The sequence below is a fragment of the Ochrobactrum sp. 19YEA23 genome, from assembly GCF_029909865.1.
Classification (GTDB): Bacteria; Pseudomonadota; Alphaproteobacteria; order Rhizobiales; family Rhizobiaceae; genus Brucella; species Brucella gambitense.
On the sequence record NZ_JASAMQ010000004.1, the window covers coordinates 468,480 to 489,381 of the forward strand.

The window sequence follows — 20,902 nt, forward strand, 5'->3', positions numbered from 1 at the left end:
GTGCTCCGAAGCCGACGATCAACATGCAAACGCTTCTAATCATAGCGTGCAAATATCAGGTTTGCTCGATTGGATCCTTATCGCCTATTGAGACTGTGGCTCTTCAGTTATCGGTGCGGCGGATTTGAAAATAAACGGAACTCTCACCTTGCCGACAATCGAGGTTTGATATGGCTGGCATTTTTTCACGGCTTCCTCAGCTGCCAATCCGACAACATAGTTGGTGAATCCTCCAGATTTCACCGTTTCAATCTCAGTTACTCTTCCGTTTTTGTGAAGGCGGAATTCTATAACAGCGTCTCCAGACTGGTTGAGAGGCATCCTAAAACATTTGCGAACCTGATTGGCGAGACGGAAAGCCTCCTCACGGCTGGCTGGCTCATTGGCGAGTGAAACACCAACACCGAATGTCGCCATCAACGCGATGCCATTTAGCACCATCTTCATACGATAATCCCTGACTACGAGCGATTGTTTACCCAACAAAATAATGGATTAATTGAAGCCTTCCTCGTAAAAATCAAATGCCTAACTTTTCAACGGGAAATCCAAATTTTAATCAGAAAATTCAACTTGGATGCGCACCATTCTTTAATATTTTGTGGCTACTTGCACTTATCTTTTTAATTGGGGTACTCACAGTGAAGTTTGGATATTTGATTTTTGCTTCCGACCAAGATGCTGAAAAAGTGAAGTCTGCAAATAAAGAGATCCTGATTTTTCGAAAATTAGGGGAGAATTTAAGAATAGTTTGTGGCCCCCGCCCTCTTAGCGAAGTTGTTGAGGCTTCAGACAGAGCTCCTTTAATAGCTAGGCTCTACGAAAGCGAAATTGTTAAGGAACACGAAGCCGAACTATTAGTAGACTTCTATCTCATCGTCGACAAAACCATGCCAGAAGACTACATTTTAATGCAAAGCAATGACGGAATCTATATAGTCATTGCTCCAGACGGTAAAACTTTGGGTATATTTCGCAATAAAGTTTTGGCCGTTGCAGCTGCTTGGAAAAGCAAGAGAGCCATGGATGGCGAAAATAAAAGGTTCACGATTTAAAGTTCAATCGGAAATCATCCGATAACCTCTGAGAGGCCAGGACTTCGTTTGAAGAGATCCTTTTATTTTTGATCTCGGACTGCACGAAGGGGTGGTGGAGTTGAAGCAGGCTGCCTTCACCCCACGTAGCTTCAATCTTGATTGCTCTTTCCAAAAAACCCTCAAGCCGCTCTAACATTCGTTTTTGTTGATTGTTTCCATATTGCCTAACCAATTGCCCCCGATTTTCCATCATTCCTGTTAAAGACCCTATGCAGCCCATTTCGGCGGCCAGACACATTACTGATAACATAAACTCTGGGCAGAAGTTCTCTAACCGCTCCGCATTAACTTCAGAATTGCTTTTGCACTGAGAAATAGTGTTGAGTTCAAACATGACGAGGCTCGCATAGGGTATATAAGTATATTCTGCGTGCCGGCGATTTAAATTCAAAGGCGATTTTATCCTAAGAGGCATTTTTTCAAGCTCATCAGAAATTCCTAAAGTGCAGCACCCGCAAATTAACTCTTGCAATCAAATTGAAATGCTGCCATATGCAGCGCCCTGAGCTTAAACGCTCAAGCAAAAGGATAACATCACCATGATACGCAAACCGACTACCCAGTGGAGCACAAGCAAGGCCTAGTATTGGCGTCGGTTTAATACCCGTTGCGCAATTGCATCGGCTTATCCTTGTGTTCCCCATTTGACAGACTTCGGCCATCCTGGCCACCAAAAGCTTTCAGGGGACAGTTATGAATTTTTCTCGTCAAGTATCTCGAAACATCAGTCTTCAACGTGCCGGTCTCGGATTCATCGCCGAAGCTGACGCTTCACGTGATCTGCTGCAGCTCATTGACCAAGATCGTCACGGCCTGACCAAGGTCGGGGGCTTGGAAATATAAGGCAGCCTCATCCGAGAGTGGCGGCTCTTCCGTCAAGTTTTGGAAAGAGCCCCGCCCTGGATTTGCAACCCGTGAACCTCAGCAGAAGAATGCCAAAACCGCTCGTGGTTCCACTGTTCATGAAGTTACAGTTGTCTTCCATGAAAGTGAACTTGAGCACCGGGTTTCGACATTAATTCAGGCGCGGCGAGACGTTCAGGAACTTCATTCTCAGTACCCGGTAATGAGCTACGTCGACGCTGATGGTGTCCGACGAAAGCATACCTTCGACTATTACGTGGTGCTGAAAAGCGGAGTCCACCTGGCCATTGCAGTTAAGCCGTTCAAGAAAAAGGCGGCCATGCAAGATGTGCTGGAGCGCATTCAACGGGCAGGCATGGAATGCATCGGGACACTGGGTGAAATTGAAACTCGACACCCCGACATCAAGCTCAGACTTCTCACCGAAGTCGAGGCTAACATCGATGCATTTTTGAACGCCATGAACATTCTACGCGCCCGTTCTCATTACAATGAGAGTGAGTATCTGGCGCTGGCCAACGAGATCAAAGACTGCCCAGGCCACTTCCGGTTTGGGCAATTGTTCAAGAACTGCACGAGCCGTTCAAGCCGCTGGACTGCGGCTTGGTCGCTTATCGACCACGAAATTATCAGGCCCGTGAATCCGGGACAGATCAACGAACTCAGTTGGATGACTGTGGTTCGCTAGACGACGACCAATACAGCTACGTTCAAAAAGGAGGTTAGCATGAACAGCTATTTTGCACAGCCAGCCACATTCCAGCGCTCTTTGGTGAACATGCGCAAGGTCGACAGGCTTAGCTATAAGAACGCCCATTGGATTCCAGTTTGCAGAGGCAACGAGGGATGGCACATCAAGAGGGAAGACGACAGCCACGAAGTCGTTGTCGGCCATCAGGAACTCTATAATGAAATTTCTGCTGGTCGCGCCTCGGTTCGGTATGGATATCAGGAACCTGAGCAACAGAAGCTACGCATTATCTTCGGCGATAAAAAGTTCTCTGATTTCCCTGAGAAAGTTCAGAAGCTGGCTCTCGTTCGTGAAAAGCTGATCAACCGTTATGACGCGGAATTCCCGGAATATGGGCGGAAACGTTGGAACAATGAGAAGCTCCAGCATCTGCTGAATACTTGGCACGCCGAGATCCAGTCAAACCTTCTCCCAAGCGCCAGGCGCGCAGACAGGCCGATGGAACTCACGTTCTATCGCGCCCCATCGGTAAAGACTTTCTGGAGGGATTACACCAAGTATCACGGATGCGGAGGCGACGTCCTCGGATTGGTTCAACGTCACCATGGTCCTGGTACCTATTATCGTTCCGCTGATCCGGAATCGATTGCATTCGCGCATAGCGAAGCTCTTCGGTACATGGATAACAGGAAGAAATCGAAGGCACAGGTTTATCAGGATTATCTGGCCAAGCTTTTTGAGATGAATTCGTCACGGGATTCTCAACTCAAAAAGGTTTCGCGCACAAAATTCGATAGCATTATTGATGGTTTTGATGAGTACGCAAAGGTCGCTGGACGACACGGGGAGGCTTACGCCAAGAGACGGCTTTCTTCCGTAAAGCGGAGCTTCCACTTCGAGGTGCCGGGTGACCGGATCGAGATGGATTTCTGGAATGTGGAATTGATGTCCTTGTTCGTGGAAACGGGGATGTGGTCCCTGCTACCAGAAAGCTACCGTAATCAGATCGGAAGCACTCGCATTTGGTTCGCTGCCGCCATCGACGTGTCCACTCGCTATGTGTTGGCTTTTAAGGCGAGCACCAATCCGAATGCGGCCAATGCCGTCGAAGCAATCAGAATGATCATGTCCGACAAAACGCATATTTCCACTGCGTTGGGTTGCGAAACGCCCTGGATTGGACGCCTTCGTCCTCGCCAGATCTATTGCGATAACGGCAAGGAGTTCGTCAGCCAGCGGACCCAGGAAGTTTTGAGGAATGCACGCATTGCGTTTACCCGACCACCAGCGGGTGAACCACAAGCCAGACCATTTATCGAACGGCTTTTCAAAACCATTGGTCCGATGGTGGCGCATCATTTTGATGGCCGAACCTTCGGTTCTATTCACGAGAAAGGAGACTACAATCCGGAGGAACGCTTAAGCCTGCAGAGTGATGAGCTGATCAAGTTCTTCCTCTACGCGATCTGCGATATCTATCACAACAAGAAGCATGCAGGGCTCGCGGATGGTACACCACACAATGCTTGGGTCAAGGCGACTTCGCGATACCCAATCGACGTTGCGCCCGACGAAGAAGAAATGCTTCACATCTTCGGGGAGAAGGTCTCGCGACGTATTTCGTCCTATGGCGTGTCTTTCATGGGCGTTCCTTATTCGAACGAAGAGCTAACGCGCCTACGCCTGAAACATGGTCAGACGGATTTTGAGATCAAGTACGATCCAGCCAATTTGCGATCCATTGCCGTCTATGCGGGCAAGGATAAGGGCTGGTTCTCAGTCGAAAACCAGATCGGTCTGGATGACAACGTTTCGCTTGAGGAATGGATCGTAGCACGGCAGCAGCTTCGTCTGGCTAATGCCAAGGAAAGTGAATCTGGTCTCGCCGCTATGTACCGGGCGATCAATAAATTGCGGACCTCCGGTGATGCCGCGATGATCAGGGCCAAGCTGGGTGCACGATCATTGGATAGTAATGCGCTGGCAAGGCTCGAAGCCGAACTGTGTGGCAGTTGGATCGCAAAGCCGGATGATCAGATGCAGGGACTTGAAGCGCTCGCTTCTCTTCCGGGGGATATGAAGCTCGCGGATGAGTCGGCATTTGTCGAGTACCAAACGGTCCAGAAGAAAGAGATCGCAGCTGCAAAACGGGCTGCGAAAAGCGAGCGGCTGGAAACCAGAGCGAACAATACAGATACCGACCTTCAAACAGAAACCTCTGTTTCAAGGAGCGGCTATTACGACGAATTTTAAGAAGGGCGGGACCAATGAACACTGACGAATTGAAAGAACTCAAAAGACATATCTACGGCACATATCTTGAAAGTCCGCGCGACAGAAAATTGCGCAATATGCTGCAAGGAATGGTTGATAACGTCGATGATCACCTGAACGGTGGCGGCGGCTCTCGCCAGACTGCATTATTTGTCATTGGTGAATCCGGGAGCGGCAAATCCCATTCATTGAAACATCACTGTGGTCGCATCGCAGAGTTTCAGCCGCGAGAAAATGAATTTGGCGAAACCATCACGCCTTTTCTCAGCATCGAGGCATCAAGCTCATCAACCATGAAGGGGTTTGCAATCACACTGCTGTCCGCGATGGGGCTTCCAGCAAACTCCAAGCAGACTGAGACCCAGCTGTTTTCGGTTGTAAAAACTCAGTTGAAAGCGAGAGGTATTCTCTATTTGCACGTCGATGAGGCTCAACACCTCATTCGTCACGATAGTGAGAAGGTGATCACCGAAGTCCAGGACGGGCTGAAGAGCCTTATGCAGATTCCTGACTGGCCTTTGCATACGATCTTTTCGGGTGTGCCGGATCTTGCCAAATTGCTTACAAATGATCTCCAGCTCGCGAACCGTAGTAAGGTCATTCGCTATGTTGAGCAGAGCCCTACTGATGATCAGCAATTCATCAACGATGCCATGACCAAAATTGCCGAACAGATCTGTGGTCTGAAGATCGCGGATGAACTGCGAGAAGCAGACTTTGTGGGACGATTGTGTCACTCGGCTCAAGGCGGCCTAGGCAAGATTGTTGAAACCATCCGGGCCGCTTGCATCCTGACCGTTAAAAACGACAGGACAGTGCTCGAAAATCGTGCGTTCGCATTTGTCTATCAAGAATCGAGCGGTTGCCTGCCCGAACACAATATCTTCTCAGCCGCACGTTGGTCAGAAATCTCGCCTGAACATGTGCTCGCCGATCTGTCTGCATCCACCGAACCGAAGAAAAAAGGAAGGACCAAGAAATGACATTGCCAGTTACCCTGCCCTTCCACGAAGACGAAAGTCCGATCAGCCTCGTGTCGCGTCTGGCGCGCGCGAATAGCTATGACTCGTTGCAATCATTGCTCGGTTTCACACACACGAGCCGAGAAGCTATTGTTCGTGGAGATCAAGACGCGCTTGCGGAAATCTCGGAGCTTTCAGGAATTTCCATTGAACGCTTAGCGGATGCAAGCATCGTCCATCAACATCCGGGTTCCAACTGGAAGCTTGGTCACGCTATTTTCAATAAAGAGATGCGTCCGGGAAAGATGCTCCGATACTGTCCGCATTGCGTTCTTGACGACATTGATCGGCAACCAGGTCGCCCCATCGCCAAGCCCTATACACGCTCGTGGTGGAGTTGTCGCGGTATCGAAGGATGTCCAGAGCATGGGTGTAAGTTGGTCGAACACCTTGTACCCTCTTTTGACCAGCGAGACGACTTTGCTACGTTCGTCGAGCAAAATGTCCAGACAATCCGCGAACAGGCGCATGATGATGTGCGGAGCTCGGCACCCTTGCTGGATCGGTTTCTGCGCGACCGCATTTTCAAACGCGCCGAATCCGACGATCTGGTCGACACATTGGATGCACATATCGTTGCTGAGCTTTCTGGTTATATGGGAAAGTTCATTGCGATTCATAAGCTCACCCACTTTCGGGACGAGGCGACAGACCAGCGTGAATGGGGATTTAGGCTACTCTGCAAAGGGCAGGCAGAACTGGAACGCATTATTATTGAAACCATCGAACAGAAAAGGCCGATGGTTCGTTTCGTCGAGCAGTTCTTCGGTCCGCTTGTCAACTGGCTCCGCCGCAACAAGCTGAAGCCAGCATACCAGCCTCTTGTGTCTTTGTTCCAGGAGATTGCCGAAAAGAATATGCCATTTGGCCCGGGCATGACCTTTATCAATCCCGTCGAGCACCGCTATGTCTATTGCGTGAACTCTGCTCACACAGACTTCGGCATTCATAAAAAGCGCATTAAGACCCTGCTTGTTTCGCATGGACTAACCGACCGCATCAACCAGCATGACTCGGCTATCTATTTTGATGCTGAGAGGGCCCGTCCAATTTTAGAAGCCGCTAGCGAAACCCTTACATCTACGGCTGCCGCAGAAATTCTCGGCGTGGATGAAGAACAGTTCCGGACGCTGGTGAAAGTCGGGTTTGTAGGCCAGGTTGAAGAACGAGAGAACGAAAGGGGATATTTGCGTATTCCTCAAGCGGAATTGGACAGCTTTCAATCCGCGTTGCTCGCGAACGCGGAATCGGTCGAACATGACGAAGACGAGTGGGGTTCGCTAATGGAACTCGCCCACGCTTTTACGATGGCTTTTGAAAACATTCTTCAACTGATTATCGAGGGTTCTGTAGACGCTCGTGTCATTACTGGCCAAGGCGGCCTGCTTACAAGGCTACGGGTGAGTAAGCTCGAAGTTCAACGTATTCGACTCCAGAGCCTGTCTGACATGCAAGAAAATTTCGTAACTTTCGAGCAGGCTCTCGACTTACTCGGTACATCGGATGTCACGCTATCGCAGCTTCTCAGGCGAGGTTATATCAAGGAGAAGGATTACAAGCGGTCATCAAAAATGGCTCGATTGATTAACGAGGACTCGCTTCAAGAATTCAAATCCAAGTTCATTTCTCTCGTAGATTTCTGTCAGAAGGTCGGCGTGAACCGAGTTGGGATGAAGAAGCGATTAGCAGATCTCGGCGTCTCGCCACTTTTCGACGATAATAAATTCGTGGCTAGTTATTACAATTTGTCCGATCTTGAAAAGCGAGGAGCCTTCGCTTTGGGACGGTGAGAAAATCAATTCCGAAAACTTACGAAGCCCGCTTTGCGGGCTTTTTTTTGTATCTTCCCTTCAAAAGAGACAAATCAAACGAAGCGAAATGACCATACCTTTTTGAAGGCAATTTAAAAAAGATAATAAAAACAATGGATAGAAGCTGAAAAAAGACAAACCAAGGCAGCAATTACACGTTTTACGATTTGATGGTGTATTTGGGAAAGGTGCCGAGATCCGAAGCGCTGAATGCTTCGATGGCGCGCGCAATCGTTGTCGAACCTGTTTGATTGCGTAAACGAGATATCATCTCCAGATCAGGTTAAGGAACAGCCCCTAACCCGACCGTTCAGAAGCTGTTTTGCTAGTGATGCATCATCTCGTCGGCAATATCTTTGCCGCTCAGCGATGACGGATAATAGGTCGGCCAGTTGGTGACTTCTTTGAGCAAGGCTGCGCGATCATTGCCCCAATAGAGGTGATAGTGATCCGCTTTGGCTGGCGCTATGCGGTGATCGCTGAACTGCATATAGTCAGGCGCAGCCGCATCGCCTTCGACCTTCTTGAAAATGAAGCGTACGCCGCGATTGCCCTTGGCGTAATTCAGGGTCTCATAGCCGTCGCTTGCATATTTTCCCGACGCAGCTTTATCGCCTTCGTAGAAGGAAACCATATCGCCCTTGATCACAATGCGACCTGTGTCGGTGCGATAACCGGCTTCATAATAATCCCGATATTCCTTGGCGGATTTATCCCCATGCTTTGCCTTATCAGCGAAAACGGCATCAAGCGTTCCGTCTTGCAGATAGGAATATACCGACTGCCAGTCCCCTTCCCAATCAGAGAGCTTACGGTCCTTCACCTGTTCGTCTTTGAAATATCCCTTGTAGATTTCCTGGTCCTGCTTGGTCCCATGGCTATGTGAATGGCCGTGATCCGACGCGGACTTTTCCTTTGTCTCGGCCATTGCCTGACCCGACATCACCATGGCGGCGCACAATCCTATCGACATGAGTAGCTTTCTCATAGTCTTCTCTCCAGCTCCGATTCGTTATGTAATATCGTAACATGACTGACTTAGCCGCTATTGCCTGGGGATGCAACCACCGCTGGACGGCCGGGAATATGAGGAGGAAACCTCGCCAACAATCTCGCTCGCAATTAAGAGAAGCATACAAGCGATCGCTTATATAAAATTGCCAGCGCTCCTTTGCTGTTTCGCGAAATAATAAAATACATCAATAATAAGCTGCCTTCATATTAAGGCCCACTTTAAAAAATTGGGAGAAGTACAATGCCTATTATCAGCAACCCTGCAAGCAAAGCCACGGTCGCCTTTGAAGATGTTCTCAAGGGCCTGTCCTCAACATTGGCCCCTGATCACAACCTGAACGGCTGCGTCGGTTCTGATAAAAAGAAATAATTAAAACTCTGCTTTAGCTCATTAATCAATGCTGGATGGAGATTAGGGGGTACTTCGCCCCCTAATTTTTATTTGGAGGGATGACTTTATGACGAAACACTTTGAAACGCCGGTTATCTTTTCGCTTGCTCCGGAAGCAGCAAATGATTTCTGCGATCAGTATCTGACGAAGAACGGCATCATGATCTCGCTCGCGGATTTGCGCGACAAAGAGCTGACAGCAGATTTGGCAAGTCAGGCAGCATACGTCTTCGCGGATTTACTCACCGACCTGCAGTTTCAGTTGGATAGTCCCGAAATTGGGATCGTCGCAGTCGATATTCCATCCATCTTTGAAGACGCCACGTTAGACGCCATTGCCGGAGCGCTGCTTGGCATCTCACTGGTTCAGGCGCTTATGCCGACCCTCTATGATGGGCGAAACCAGACACCATTTTCGGTCTTTACAACCTCCACAGACAGCCGCCAAAGGCTGGAGCGCGTCGGCCTGCAGGATCTGGTTCCATTAAGCCGACTGGAGTTTCACTCTGACAGCTCCGTTACCGGGAAGACATTAGCCGTTCCCGACTATATAGCGCTTTATAATATCGCCATTAATTTCGAAGAGCGCGGCTGTTTCCACTGGGTGCCGACATGTAAAATCGACGGCATTGCCGAGCTTGTGAACAAGGTTGGCTTATCGAAGGAATATTATTTCAGGCTCAACCCAGCCGTCTACGAAGATGGGCAGAATGATGTGATGGTCATAGAGCATCGTGTCAAAGCGGCCATTTTCAGTAGCGCCCAGAATGGCTCCACCACAACCTATATGAGTGGAAGTTTCGACGGGACCGTCGGCGAAGAACACAGCCAATCCCACGACGTTGTCACCGACATCGTAAACGCCATATCAGCAAACAAATTTCGCTATTCCATCCCGCAGGAAAGCCGTAGACTGATCATCGTCAATAATGCCAACGGCTTTCATGCCCGCGATGGTTTTGAAAAGCCCCTGCCTGACGTTTCCGTCAACCGGGTTTATCTGCGCTGCACGTCAGTGGCTGGCAAGGTTGTCGGCGAAGTTCTGGACGGGTGATTAGCTCTCTCATCAGCCATGCACAGGCGACTGATGCCCACTCAGTGGCTCAGCAGCGTCTGCATTCGGTCCTGATGGTGCAAGCCCACTTCCCGAACGATCTCGGCAATCTGTTTGAGCTGGGACGACAGCGGATTGCTTTTGCGCCAGACCAGACCGATGGTTCGCGACGGGCGCGGCTCGGCAAGGCGGAACATGCAGACATTTGCCGCGAGTGTCTCCGTATAGACAGCCATCTCCGGCACCAGCGTGATGCCGATACCAGCGCCCACCATCTGAACGAGGGTCGACAGCGAGCTGCCTTCCATCAGTTCACGCGGCGGCGCATTGGTAATGTTGCAGAAGGACAAGGCCTGATCGCGGAAACAATGCCCTTCTTCCAGAAGCAGCAATCGCATTTCATGCAGTTTTTCAGCGCTCGGAACCGGCTTGTCAGCATCTTCCAGCGGGCGCATCAGGACAAATTCCTCCTCAAAGAGAGGAACTTCCTGCAAGGCGGGCTCGGAAATCGGCAAGGCGACAATCGCCGCATCCAGTCGCGCTTCCAGCAGGTCTTCGATCAGCTTCTGGGTGATCGCCTCACGCGGGCGCGGTTCCAGCCCCGGATAACGCTGGGTCAGCGTCTTGATCACTTCCGGCAAAAGATAAGGCGCAACCGTCGGGATCACGCCGAGGCGCAGGCGACCCGTGAACGGGTCATGCGCCGCGCGCGCCAGCTCTTCCAGCTCGTCGACCGAGCGCAGAATGCCGCGCACTCTTTCTGCAAATTCTTCGCCAAGTCCGGTCAGGCGAATTTGCCTGCCGCCACGCTCCACCAGAGGCGCGCCGATCAGGTCTTCCAGTTCCTTGATCTGCAAAGACAATGCGGGTTGCGAGATGGAACATGCCGCCGCCGCACGTCCAAAATGGCTCAAGCGCGCCAGTGAATCGAAGTAGCGGAGGTGTTTCATGGAGAGGCCAATCATAAGCTCAGCATATCGCAGCCTTTAGAATATACAATTGGAATTTATCGAACGCATTGGTTACCGTACCCATACTGACTGTTGGTTCCGGAGTGACCGCCTTCATAAAGCGGTCGCTTTGGCGTGCCAGTGTCAGCCGCTCGTTCTATCTAGCGAAAGCCATCTTTGGGAAAGCCATCGGAGAGCAATCATGGACGTAAAGACGAAATCGGCCGGAAAATGTCCGGTCATGCATGGCGGCAATACCGCACTTGGCAATTCTGTCATGGAATGGTGGCCCAATGCGCTGAACCTCGACATTCTGCACCAGCATGACACCAAGACCAATCCGCTGGGCAAGAACTTCGATTATAGGCAAGAGCTGAAGAAGCTCGACGTGGAAGCTCTCAAGGCCGATCTGCGCGCGCTCATGACGGACAGTCAGGAGTGGTGGCCCGCGGACTGGGGCAGCTATGTCGGCATGATGGCTCGTGTGACCTGGCACGCCGCCGGTTCCTACCGCACCTCTGACGGTCGCGGTGGCGCCAGCACCGGCAACCAGCGTTTTGCTCCGCTCAATTCCTGGCCGGATAACGTCAACACCGACAAAGGTCGCCGCCTGCTATGGCCGATCAAGAAGAAGTACGGCAACCGGCTTTCCTGGGCCGACCTGATCGCGCTTGCCGGTACGATTGCCTATGACGTTGCCGGTCTCAAGACCTATGGATTCGCCTTCGGTCGCGAAGATATCTGGGCTCCTGAAAAGGACACCTACTGGGGCAACGAAAAGGAATGGCTGGCGCCAAGCGACGGTCGCTACGGCGATGTGACGAAGCCGAGCACGCTGGATAATCCGCTTGCTGCGGTCCAGATGGGCCTCATCTATGTCAACCCGGAAGGCGTCAACGGCAAGTCCGATCCGCTGGCAACAGCAGCGCAAATGCGCGAAACCTTTGCCCGTATGGGTATGGACGACGAGGAAACGGTCGCCCTAACGGCCGGTGGCCACACCATCGGCAAAACCCATGGCAATGGCGATCCGTCTAACCTCAGCCCGGATCCGGAAGATGCAGGCCCTGAATATCAGGGACTTGGCTGGATGAACACCAAGGGCCGCGGCATCGGTCGCGACACGGTTGTTTCAGGCCTCGAAGGTGCATGGACCACGGAACCGACCAAGTGGGACAACGGCTTCTTCGAAATGCTGTTCAAGCACGACTGGCATCTGGTGAAGAGCCCGGCTGGCGCATCGCAATGGGAACCCATTTCGATTGCCGAGCAGGACAAGCCGGTTGACGTGGAAGACCCGTCGATCCGTCTGAACCCGATGATGACCGATGCGGATATGGCGTTGAAGGTAGATCCGATCTACCGCGCGATTTCCGAGCGTTTCATGAACGACTTTGACGCGTTCTCGGAAGTCTTTGCCCGCGCATGGTTCAAGCTGACCCATCGCGACATGGGCCCGAAGACCCGTTACATCGGCCCGGATGCTCCAACCGAAGATCTGATCTGGCAGGATCCGATCCCGGCTGGCCGCACTGATTACGACGTCAAGGGCCTCAAGGCCAAGATCGCTGCTTCCGGTCTTTCGGTTGCCGATCTGGTTTCGACCGCATGGGACAGCGCCCGCACCTATCGCGGTTCGGACTTCCGCGGCGGCGCAAACGGCGCTCGTATCCGTCTCGCTCCGCAGAAGGATTGGGAAGGCAACGAGCCGGAACGGCTGGCCCGTGTTCTCTCGGTTCTGGAACCGATCGCAGCGGCATCCGGCGCAAGCCTGGCCGATGTCATCGTGCTGGCTGGCAATTATGGTGTGGAACAGGCAGCCAAGGCCGCCGGTGTCGACATTGAAGTGCCATTCGCTCCGGGACGCGGCGATGCAACGGCCGAGCAGACCGATGCTGAAAGCTTCGCTCCGCTTGAACCGCTGGCAGACGGTTTCCGCAACTGGCAGAAGAAGGACTATGTGGTCAGCGCCGAGGAACTGCTCCTCGACCGGGCACAGCTCATGGGCCTCACCGCCCCTGAAATGACGGTCCTCGTCGGCGGCCTGCGCGCCATCGGCACCAACCACGGCGGCACGTCGCATGGCGTCTTCACGGATAAGGTCGGCGCTTTGACGACGGACTTCTTCGTCACGCTCACCGACATGCATAATTCGTGGGTTCCGACGGGCGAAGGCCTCTACGAAATCCGCGACCGCAAGACCGGTACGCCGAAGTTCACCGCAACACGCGTCGATCTCGTTTTCGGTTCGAATTCGATCCTTCGCGCTTATGCGGAAGTCTATGCCCAGGATGACAGCAAGGAGAAGTTCGTGAAGGACTTCGTTGCCGCCTGGACCAAGGTGATGAACGCCGACCGTTTCGATCTGGCATAAATACTGCTCTGACGAAAAAGCCTCCCCCGAATGTTCGGGGGAGGCTTTTTTATGTGCCTCGCTGAATTGGCTTCAGCGTGGCATGTTTCCTTACTTCGCCATGTCGATGGCGGAGCTCAGCTCTTCCACCGCCTGATCCGCTGTCAGCTGACCGTTGAACTGGCGTGTGATGACGTCGAACATCGCATTCTTGATCGCGGTCGGCTGTGCGTGCGACTGCGAGAAGGAACCGAGCAACGATCCGCTCTTGTCGGCGGCTGCCAGATCCTTGATCGCCTTTTGCCCACATTCGTCGAATGCCGTGGTCGGAACATCGGTACGCGCCGGCGCAGAGCCTTTCACCACATTGAAGGCCGACTGGAAATTGACGTCTTCCACAGCGGTTGCAAGTGCAAGCTGCGCCTTGCGCTTGTCTTTACCCACTTCAAAGACGGCGAACTGATCGGCATTGAAAGCCACGGAACCTTCCGTTCCCGGGAAACGACCGCAAACGAAATCCGCACCTGGCTTTTTCCCGGCCTTGGTGAATTCGCCCTTGGCCCAGTCGCCCATGAACTGCACGCCCGCCTTGTCATCGATGACCATGGCAGAGGCAAGATTCCAGTCACGCCCGGAGAAATTGTCGTCCACATAGGTGCGCAGCTTCGCCATCCGCTCGAATACCTGCTTCATGGTATCACTCTTCAGGGCTTCCGGATCGAGATCGATCAGCGCCTTCTTGTAGAAATCCGGCCCGAACGACATCACGACGCTGGTGAAGATAAGCGCTTCCTGCCAGGGCTGGCCGCCATGGGCAATCGGCGTGATCCCCTGCGCCTTGAACTTGTCGAGCAGCGCGACAAGTTCATCCCAGTTCTGCGGCACTTTTCCGCCAGCCTTATCGAGCGCGGCCTTGTTGTACCATGCCCAGTTGGTGGAATGCACATTGACCGGTGCTGCGATCCAGTGACCGTCATATTTCGAGAAGTGCTGGATTGCGGGCGGGATAACCTTGTCCCAGCCTTCCTTGTCGGCGACTTCGTCCAGATTGCCGAGCACGCCCTGCTGTGCCCAATCCAGAATATCGAAGCCCTGCATCTGCACGGCGGCAGGGGGATTGCCTGCTGTCACACGAGCGCGCAAGGTCGTCATGGCCGCCTCGCCCGCACCACCGGCAACCGGCATGTCGACCCAGCCAATACCTTGTTTCTGAAGGTTTTCCTTCAGGAGATTAAGCGCGGCGGCTTCGCCACCTGAAGTCCAGTAATGCAGGACTTCCACGCTTTCCTCAGCCTGCGCGAAACTTGCTCCACCCAAAATGCTGACACCCGCCAGCAGCATTCCCATCATCAAGCGCATTCTCATATCTCCTCATTAAGAATGAGGCAGCTTATCATGGACTTGCGCGAACGAAATTCACTATCGCGTTGGCGCGAACATGCTGTCGGCGACCCGTTCACACTTCATCTTTCAGCGTTTCTTTCTGCGTAATGAGGCGTGCCGAATGCTGTCCCGAAATGAAGACCCAAAGCCAGCTGAGCGCCACTGCCAGACGGCTGCGCGTACCAATGAGAAAATAGATATGGGCAAGCCCCCATATCCACCAGGCGATCCAGCCCTTCAGACGCAGTGACCCGAAATCGATAACCGCAGCACTGGGACCAATGGTGGCAAGGTTGCCAAGATGCTTGTAGCGGAACGGGCCCGGCACCTCACGATTGGCAAAGCGCGCATTAATTACCCGCGCCACATATTTGCCCTGCTGCTTGGCGGCTGGCGCAATGCCCGGAACCGGCTTGCCATCGGCGGTTTTGACCAGAGCCGTATCCCCGACAATGAAGATCTCAGAATGGCCCTTCACCGTCAGGTCAGGCTCCACCACCGCGCGGCCCGCGCGATCCTGTTCCGCGCCCACCCATTCGGCGGCTTTCGATGCCTGCACGCCCGCCGCCCAGATAACAGTGCGGCTGGCGACCTGTTCGTCACCAATCGAGATGCCCCTTGCATCGCAGGCCGTGACGGGCGTTCCGGTTCTGACCTCGACACCCATTTTCGTCAGCGACTTCTCCGCATATTCCGAGAGCGCCGGCGGGAAAACCGGCAGAATACGCGGCCCTGCTTCGATGAGAATGATGCGCGCTGTGGACGTATCGATATTGCGGAATTCCTTGACCAGAGTGCGATGGGCCAGTTCCGCAATGATCCCTGCAAGCTCAACGCCGGTTGGCCCCGCGCCAATGATGCTGAATGTCAGTAGCGCTTTGCGAATCTCGGGATCGGTTTCCAGCTCGGCCTGTTCGAAAGCCAGCAGGAGGCGACGGCGAATTGTCGTTGCATCTTCCAGCGTCTTCAGGCCCGGCGCATAGGGCTCCCACTCGTCGCGCCCGAAATAGGCGTGCCGCGCACCAGTCGCAAGCACAAGCGTGTCGTAATCGACGCTGGGACCATCACGGAGATGGACCTTGCGCGCCTCGGTATCCACGCCGGTCACTTCAGCCAGCAGAGTGGAAACCTCTTCGCGATTGCGAAAAACCGAGCGGATCGGCCATGCAATTTCCGACGTGGCAAGAACAGTCGTAGCAACCTGATACAACAGAGGCTGAAAGAGATGATGATTTCTGCGATCGATAATCGTGATCGATGTATCCGGGCCTTGCAGATCTTTCGCCAGTTGCAAACCCGCAAAACCGCCGCCGACAATCACTACGCGATGCTGAGCCAATTCGCTTTTCCTTTCGCAGCCTGCACTCTGTCGATGACACAACATACACGCGAGAACTTGTTCTGCCTTTCAAAAATCGGTGTAAGCGTCGGCGGTTGCATCCGTCGTGAGATGTAACTAGCGCTGCGCAGAAAAAAGTCAGCCCGCAGCCGATGATCGGATGCGGGCTTTTGAAATTACGAAAAGCATTGTGCGGTCGCGAAGCAAGGCTTCAGCGCAGCAGATAGGCCGGTGTTTTGGGATCGAAGCCCACAATGCGCTGCCCCTCGGCAAAGGCGGCAAGCAGCGTCTCGCGAAGCGACAACCGCGCCGCCATGGCCGCCGCCGGATCAGTCGCCAGCAACTGGTCGATATCACCGGGGAATTCCACACGACGAATATCAGCGGGAAACTCGAGCTTCTGCCCGTGAGAACGGGCTTCAACGAGTGGATCATCCAACTGCCAGTCGGCCACAATACGATCTGACGGAAGACCGGCATTGATGCCGACCATGGGACCGTAATAGTCGATATGATAGGTGGCCGATGTAGCGCCAAGGCTTGCAATATTCAAACCGGCATTGACCGCGCGAATGGGATCATAGGTCCAGCGCACAAGCGTCACGCCTCGCGCAAGGCACCAGTCACGCTGGAACCATTTCATGCGCGCGCCAAGCCTCAGGCCTCTCGCTTCCGGCAAAACCGCCAGACGATGCGAATGCTGAATACCCGGCGTCGCGCTCGGGAAGCCGAAGATGAAACCCATCATCTTGTCACCCTCGAAAGCACCGGCGACAAGGCCACCTTCATGCTGGATGGCGAGCAGCAGATCAGAAGCATCGACGGGATCGTCATCGCCCCAGACAAGCCGCTGAACATTTTCCGAATCCTTCATCTCGGCCAGAGATGCGAGTTCGCGGATGACGATGTCGCTCATGCGGCAAATTCCTCGCGGTGGTTCGTCACCGTTTCGAGGAAGGCACGGTCGAGAGTCACACCGATGCCCGGGCCGTTTTTCGGCACGGCCATGCGGCCGTTTTCGGCTTCAAGCGGCTCATTGACAATGTCGCGCGGGAAATAGCGGCTGGCGGATGAGGTATCCCCCGGCTTGGTGAAGTTTGCCAGCGTCGACAGGTGAATATTATGCGCCCGTCCGATGCCTGCTTCCAGCATACCGCCGCACCATACGGGCACATCGAAAGCAGCACAGACATCATGGATGGCCCGTGACGCGCTATGGCCGCCGACACGCCCCACCTTGATGTTGATGACGCGGCACGCACGTGCAACGAGCGCCTTGCGCGCATCGACCGAAGAGCGAATGCTTTCGTCCAGACAAATGGCCGTCAGCAGTTTTTCCTGCACATGCACATGGTCGGTAATATCGTCGAATGCCAGCGGCTGCTCGATATAATCGAGCGCGAAAGCATCCATCGCTTTCAGCAGCGGGAGGTCGGACAGGCGGTAATCCGTGTTGGCATCGACGGTAAGCTTGGCTTCCGGAAAGCGGTCACGAACGGCTTGCAGCATCGCAAGATCATGGCCGCGCTTGATCTTCAGCTTCACGCGCTTGTAACCGGCATCGAGCGAAGCCGCGACGCGGTCAATCGTTGTTGGAATATCGGCAATGCCAAGGCTGACGCCAACATCGATGGCATCGCGAACGCCGCCGAGCGCAACGCTCAATGGCAGGTTCAGCGCTTTTGCCCACAGGTCCCAGACGGCCATTTCAACCATGGCCTTGCTCATTCTATGTCCGCGCCACGGATCGAGAATGGTGGCCAGATCGGCTGGGCCATTGAAATGCTTTCCGACGATCTGTGGCAGCAGCACATCGCGCAGGAACGAGAGCGAGCCGGAAATGGTTTCTTCCAGATAATCCGGCAAGGGGTCCATCACGCCTTCGGCATAGCCTTCAAGGCCTTCCGCTTTCAAGGTGAGGATCGGTATGATCTTCTCGGTCATTGTGCCGGTGGAGATCACGAAAGGCACGAGCAGCGGCAACCGTATGACTCGTATTTCAGCCGCCTCGATCTTTAATCCGGCGAAAATTGGCGCTGCCTGCATCGGGTATTCCATCCCTGGGTACAAATGATCATCAATCTGGGAACTGAGTGGGGGCAAAACGCCGTCCTTATTGCACCCTCGACCGTGTCAAATTCCTCGTGTTTTGTCAAAATTCTAATAGATTTGTCAGCGCACTTACTGTTGCCGGTCTGGCAAAACATCCAGCGGGAAAACCGGACGTCGCAACCGGGAATAAGTGCGTCTCGACAGGTCTGGTGAACTCAGACCACCTGCGTCGGTCACGATGATCTGCGTTGCGATCGGGCCGAAAGCCCCTTTGAAATGCTGCATCGATTTGACCGCAACAATCGCCTTTTCCTTCGGTTCGATGCCGACGATCCGGAAGATGTTCTGATCGAGCATCTGCATCCGTTCGGAGACGATCATGATATCGATCCCGTCCACGCGCAGGCACACGGATTTTCCGGTCGTTCCGGGCAGGCCCGTAAACATCGGGCCTTCAAAGACAAAGCTGCCCTCACTGACCGCGATGACACTCCCCGTCACCGTCAGCGGTCCACCGCCGACCGTTGGGTCGGACTTGCCGCCAATCGTCACCGTGATGGTCTCGCCAATTGCCTTGGCTGCAATCTCGGCCACGGCTTCCGGGTCGAGCAATGCGCCCGCGGCAGCTTTGGTCACGCCGGCTTCCAGCATCGCCGCAATCAGCGCGGTGCAATCGCTATAGGCGCCCGAGCCGGGATTGTCCGAGAAATCGGCAACGACAATCGTGCCCTCGCCGCCACGCGCCTCTTTCAACTGCTCAATGCATTCATCAAGCGGCAGAGGCTGTGACCATTGATCCTTATAAGCCCAGATTTCGTCGCAGATTTTCTCCGCCACATCGCTGGCAGTTTGCCGCTCGACGCTTTTCGTATCGAAGGTCACGATGACACTTGGCCCCGCCGCCCAGACGTCAGCATCGGTAAAACCGGCATTGATTGCTACATTGAGGATGCCGGGCTGTTGCATTTCACGGGCCGCGCTTTCGAGCAGGCGGCACATCGGGCCATTATCCGTTGTGCGTCCGTCATCGCAACCAAGCAGCATCGGCGGACGCGCGATGGCGAGAGCGGGTTCAATCTCACCCTTCATCGCCCGGTCCAGCAACGTGCAGGCTTCAACCCCAACCTCATTCATATCGATATGCGGATAGGTCCTGAATGAAACGGCGATCTGCGCTAGATCAGCCAGCTCATCGAAAATATTCGCATGGAGATCAAGCGTGATGGCAATCGGCACATCATATCCAACCACTGAGCGGATTTCGCGCAGGAACTGGCTATCGCCATCCTGATCCGTTTCCGTCACCATTGCCCCATGCAGGGCGACGAAAAGTCCGTCGAACGGTCCGGACTCCTTCAGTCGCCGCAGGCATTCACTGGTGATTTCCACACGCGCGCTTTCCAGCACCGCGCCATTCGGTTCCGCATGGGCGGCTGTGATGTAGACAGGCGTCCATCCCTTCTCATCTGCGACCCTTATCGCGCCGCCGACTTCCGAGCCCGTGCCACGGAAATTGGCCGGAATCTCATCGCCCTTGAAATAATGCGACGCCCTGAAATCGCTGATGCTCGTGCGATTTCGCGTGAAGGTATTACTTTCATTGATGAGTTCGATGATCGCAACACGATAGGACACGGGATCGACCTTTCTTTTGTCGGCGAAGACCAGTCTGGATTGGTCGAGAATAAAACGGCTGAAGCATGATCGAGCCGTAACTACCTTGACCCGCCGGTAAGGCGGACACCTGATCTGATGTGGTGCTTCAAATCAGGCGTCTTGTCGGAACGAATTATTTGCCGAAGATTTCGCTGGCGAATTTCGGCTTTTCTCTGATGTCGAAGTCAAAATACTTGGCGCGGATTTTGTCGTAGGTGCCGTCGGCGATGATCTCTGCAAGCGCCTTGTTGACGCGCGTGCGCAGCTCTACGTCATCCTTGCGGAAGGCCATGCCAGCGCCCAGTGTGCCATCCAGCAGGAACTCGTTGCCGACGAACTCGCAGCAGCTCGCGCCCTTCGAAATCCAATCGCTGAGTGCGAATTTGGATTCGAGCACGAGGTCGACACGACCGTTCTCGATATCCAGGAAAGCTTCTTCCAGCGTCGGATACAGCTTTACCTCATTATCGGGGAAAAAGCGCTGCAAAACATCGACGGCGATTGAGCCGGTCTGGGTGCCGATGACTTTGCCCTTGGCACTTTCCGGCGTCACATCCTTCAGGCCAAGCTCCTTCAACGCAACAAACCGCATGGTATTGTAGTAGTAAGGATTGGAGAAATTGACCTGCTGCATGCGCGATTCAGTGATGGCCATCGATGACGCCATGACATCGAATTTCTTCGCTTGAAGGGCCGGAATAATCCCACTCCATTCATTGGCGCTCCACACGCAATCCGCTTTCAGCTTTTCGCAGATCGCATCGCCAACATCGATATCAAAGCCTTTCAGCTTGCCGTTGGGATCGAGATAGTTGAACGGCGCGTAAGCACCTTCGGCTCCCATGCGGATTTCCTCGGCATGGGTCGGGAAAGCACCGAGCACGGCAATAGCCGCTGCAATCATTCCCATTTTGAATTGCTTATGCACGTTCCGATCTCCTGTTATTGGCC

19 protein-coding genes are annotated in these 20,902 nt (G+C 53.7%); 9 read left to right on the forward strand and 10 right to left on the reverse strand.

What is annotated here, in order from left to right; all coding sequences use genetic code 11:
- Positions 1–84: 84 nt before the first annotated feature.
- The gene (locus QBD01_RS13690; RefSeq protein WP_280993258.1) at positions 85–447 is read right to left on the reverse strand and encodes an energy transducer TonB; all 363 of its coding nucleotides are present in this window, start codon (positions 445–447) and stop codon (positions 85–87) included.
- 77 nt (positions 448–524) lie between these two features.
- Here QBD01_RS13690 and QBD01_RS13695 point away from each other — a divergent pair, with 77 nt between their 5' ends.
- Positions 525–1,055, forward strand: coding sequence for a hypothetical protein (locus tag QBD01_RS13695; protein ID WP_280993259.1), 531 nt, complete (start codon positions 525–527; stop codon positions 1,053–1,055).
- Here QBD01_RS13695 and QBD01_RS13700 read toward each other — a convergent pair.
- Positions 1,045–1,431, reverse strand: coding sequence for a hypothetical protein (locus QBD01_RS13700; protein WP_280993260.1), 387 nt, complete (start codon positions 1,429–1,431; stop codon positions 1,045–1,047). The two genes, QBD01_RS13695 and QBD01_RS13700, sit on opposite strands and share 11 nt — an antisense overlap.
- 359 nt (positions 1,432–1,790) lie before the next feature.
- On the opposite strand from QBD01_RS13700, the gene QBD01_RS13705 reads away from it, so the two are divergent.
- From QBD01_RS13705 to QBD01_RS13725, 5 genes are all read left to right on the forward strand, one after another.
- Positions 1,791–1,940 carry a hypothetical protein gene (locus QBD01_RS13705; protein ID WP_280993261.1) on the forward strand — a complete coding sequence of 50 codons (150 nt, stop codon included), beginning with the start codon at positions 1,791–1,793 and terminating at the stop codon, positions 1,938–1,940.
- A 223-nt stretch (positions 1,941–2,163) separates the two neighbouring features.
- Positions 2,164–2,649, forward strand: a complete 486-nt coding sequence (locus tag QBD01_RS13710; RefSeq protein ID WP_280993262.1) for a hypothetical protein — start codon at positions 2,164–2,166, stop codon at positions 2,647–2,649.
- Between the two features lie 39 nt (positions 2,650–2,688).
- Complete coding sequence (locus QBD01_RS13715) at positions 2,689–4,905, forward strand: DDE-type integrase/transposase/recombinase (protein WP_280993263.1); 2,217 nt, start codon at positions 2,689–2,691, stop codon at positions 4,903–4,905.
- A 14-nt stretch (positions 4,906–4,919) separates the two neighbouring features.
- Positions 4,920–5,909, forward strand: coding sequence for an ATP-binding protein (locus QBD01_RS13720; RefSeq protein ID WP_280993264.1), 990 nt, complete (start codon positions 4,920–4,922; stop codon positions 5,907–5,909).
- Complete coding sequence (locus QBD01_RS13725) at positions 5,906–7,738, forward strand: TniQ family protein (RefSeq protein WP_280993265.1); 1,833 nt, start codon at positions 5,906–5,908, stop codon at positions 7,736–7,738. Before QBD01_RS13720 ends, QBD01_RS13725 begins: the two co-directional genes overlap by 4 nt.
- A gap of 346 nt (positions 7,739–8,084) precedes the next feature.
- Here QBD01_RS13725 and QBD01_RS13730 read toward each other — a convergent pair whose 3' ends face one another.
- Entirely contained in the window at positions 8,085–8,747 is a 663-nt protein-coding gene (locus tag QBD01_RS13730) for a metal-binding protein ZinT (protein WP_280993266.1), read from the reverse strand.
- A gap of 267 nt (positions 8,748–9,014) precedes the next feature.
- Between QBD01_RS13730 and QBD01_RS13735 the strand changes: the two genes are divergently transcribed.
- A complete protein-coding gene (locus QBD01_RS13735) occupies positions 9,015–9,143 on the forward strand; it encodes a hypothetical protein (protein WP_280993267.1) in 129 nt (42 codons plus the stop codon).
- 88 nt (positions 9,144–9,231) lie between these two features.
- A complete protein-coding gene (locus QBD01_RS13740; RefSeq protein WP_280993268.1) occupies positions 9,232–10,218 on the forward strand; it encodes a hypothetical protein in 987 nt (328 codons plus the stop codon).
- A 41-nt stretch (positions 10,219–10,259) separates the two neighbouring features.
- Here the strand turns inward: QBD01_RS13740 and QBD01_RS13745 are convergent, their stop codons facing one another.
- On the reverse strand, positions 10,260–11,183 hold the full coding sequence (locus QBD01_RS13745; RefSeq protein WP_280993269.1) for a hydrogen peroxide-inducible genes activator: 924 nt from the start codon (positions 11,181–11,183) through the stop codon (positions 10,260–10,262).
- Positions 11,184–11,370: 187 nt separating this feature from the next.
- Here QBD01_RS13745 and katG point away from each other — a divergent pair, with 187 nt between their 5' ends.
- Positions 11,371–13,542, forward strand: a complete 2,172-nt coding sequence (katG, locus tag QBD01_RS13750; protein ID WP_280993270.1) for a catalase/peroxidase HPI — start codon at positions 11,371–11,373, stop codon at positions 13,540–13,542.
- 90 nt (positions 13,543–13,632) lie between these two features.
- Here the strand turns inward: katG and QBD01_RS13755 are convergent, their stop codons facing one another.
- The 6 genes from QBD01_RS13755 to QBD01_RS13780 form a co-directional block, all read right to left on the reverse strand.
- Positions 13,633–14,880: an ABC transporter substrate-binding protein gene (locus QBD01_RS13755; protein WP_280993271.1), complete on the reverse strand. Its 1,248-nt coding sequence runs from the start codon at positions 14,878–14,880 to the stop codon at positions 13,633–13,635.
- Between the two features lie 97 nt (positions 14,881–14,977).
- Entirely contained in the window at positions 14,978–16,243 is a 1,266-nt protein-coding gene (locus tag QBD01_RS13760) for an NAD(P)/FAD-dependent oxidoreductase (RefSeq protein ID WP_280993272.1), read from the reverse strand.
- A gap of 211 nt (positions 16,244–16,454) precedes the next feature.
- Positions 16,455–17,159, reverse strand: coding sequence for a GNAT family N-acetyltransferase (locus QBD01_RS13765; RefSeq protein WP_280993273.1), 705 nt, complete (start codon positions 17,157–17,159; stop codon positions 16,455–16,457).
- Positions 17,156–18,289: an o-succinylbenzoate synthase gene (gene menC, locus QBD01_RS13770; protein ID WP_280993274.1), complete on the reverse strand. Its 1,134-nt coding sequence runs from the start codon at positions 18,287–18,289 to the stop codon at positions 17,156–17,158. Before menC ends, QBD01_RS13765 begins: the two co-directional genes overlap by 4 nt.
- Before the next feature lie 135 nt (positions 18,290–18,424).
- Positions 18,425–19,930: a M81 family metallopeptidase gene (locus QBD01_RS13775; protein WP_280993275.1), complete on the reverse strand. Its 1,506-nt coding sequence runs from the start codon at positions 19,928–19,930 to the stop codon at positions 18,425–18,427.
- A gap of 154 nt (positions 19,931–20,084) precedes the next feature.
- Positions 20,085–20,879 (reverse strand): ABC transporter substrate-binding protein, encoded by a 795-nt coding sequence (locus QBD01_RS13780; RefSeq protein ID WP_280993276.1) that lies wholly within the window; start codon positions 20,877–20,879, stop codon positions 20,085–20,087.
- Between the last annotated feature and the right edge of the window lie 23 nt (positions 20,880–20,902).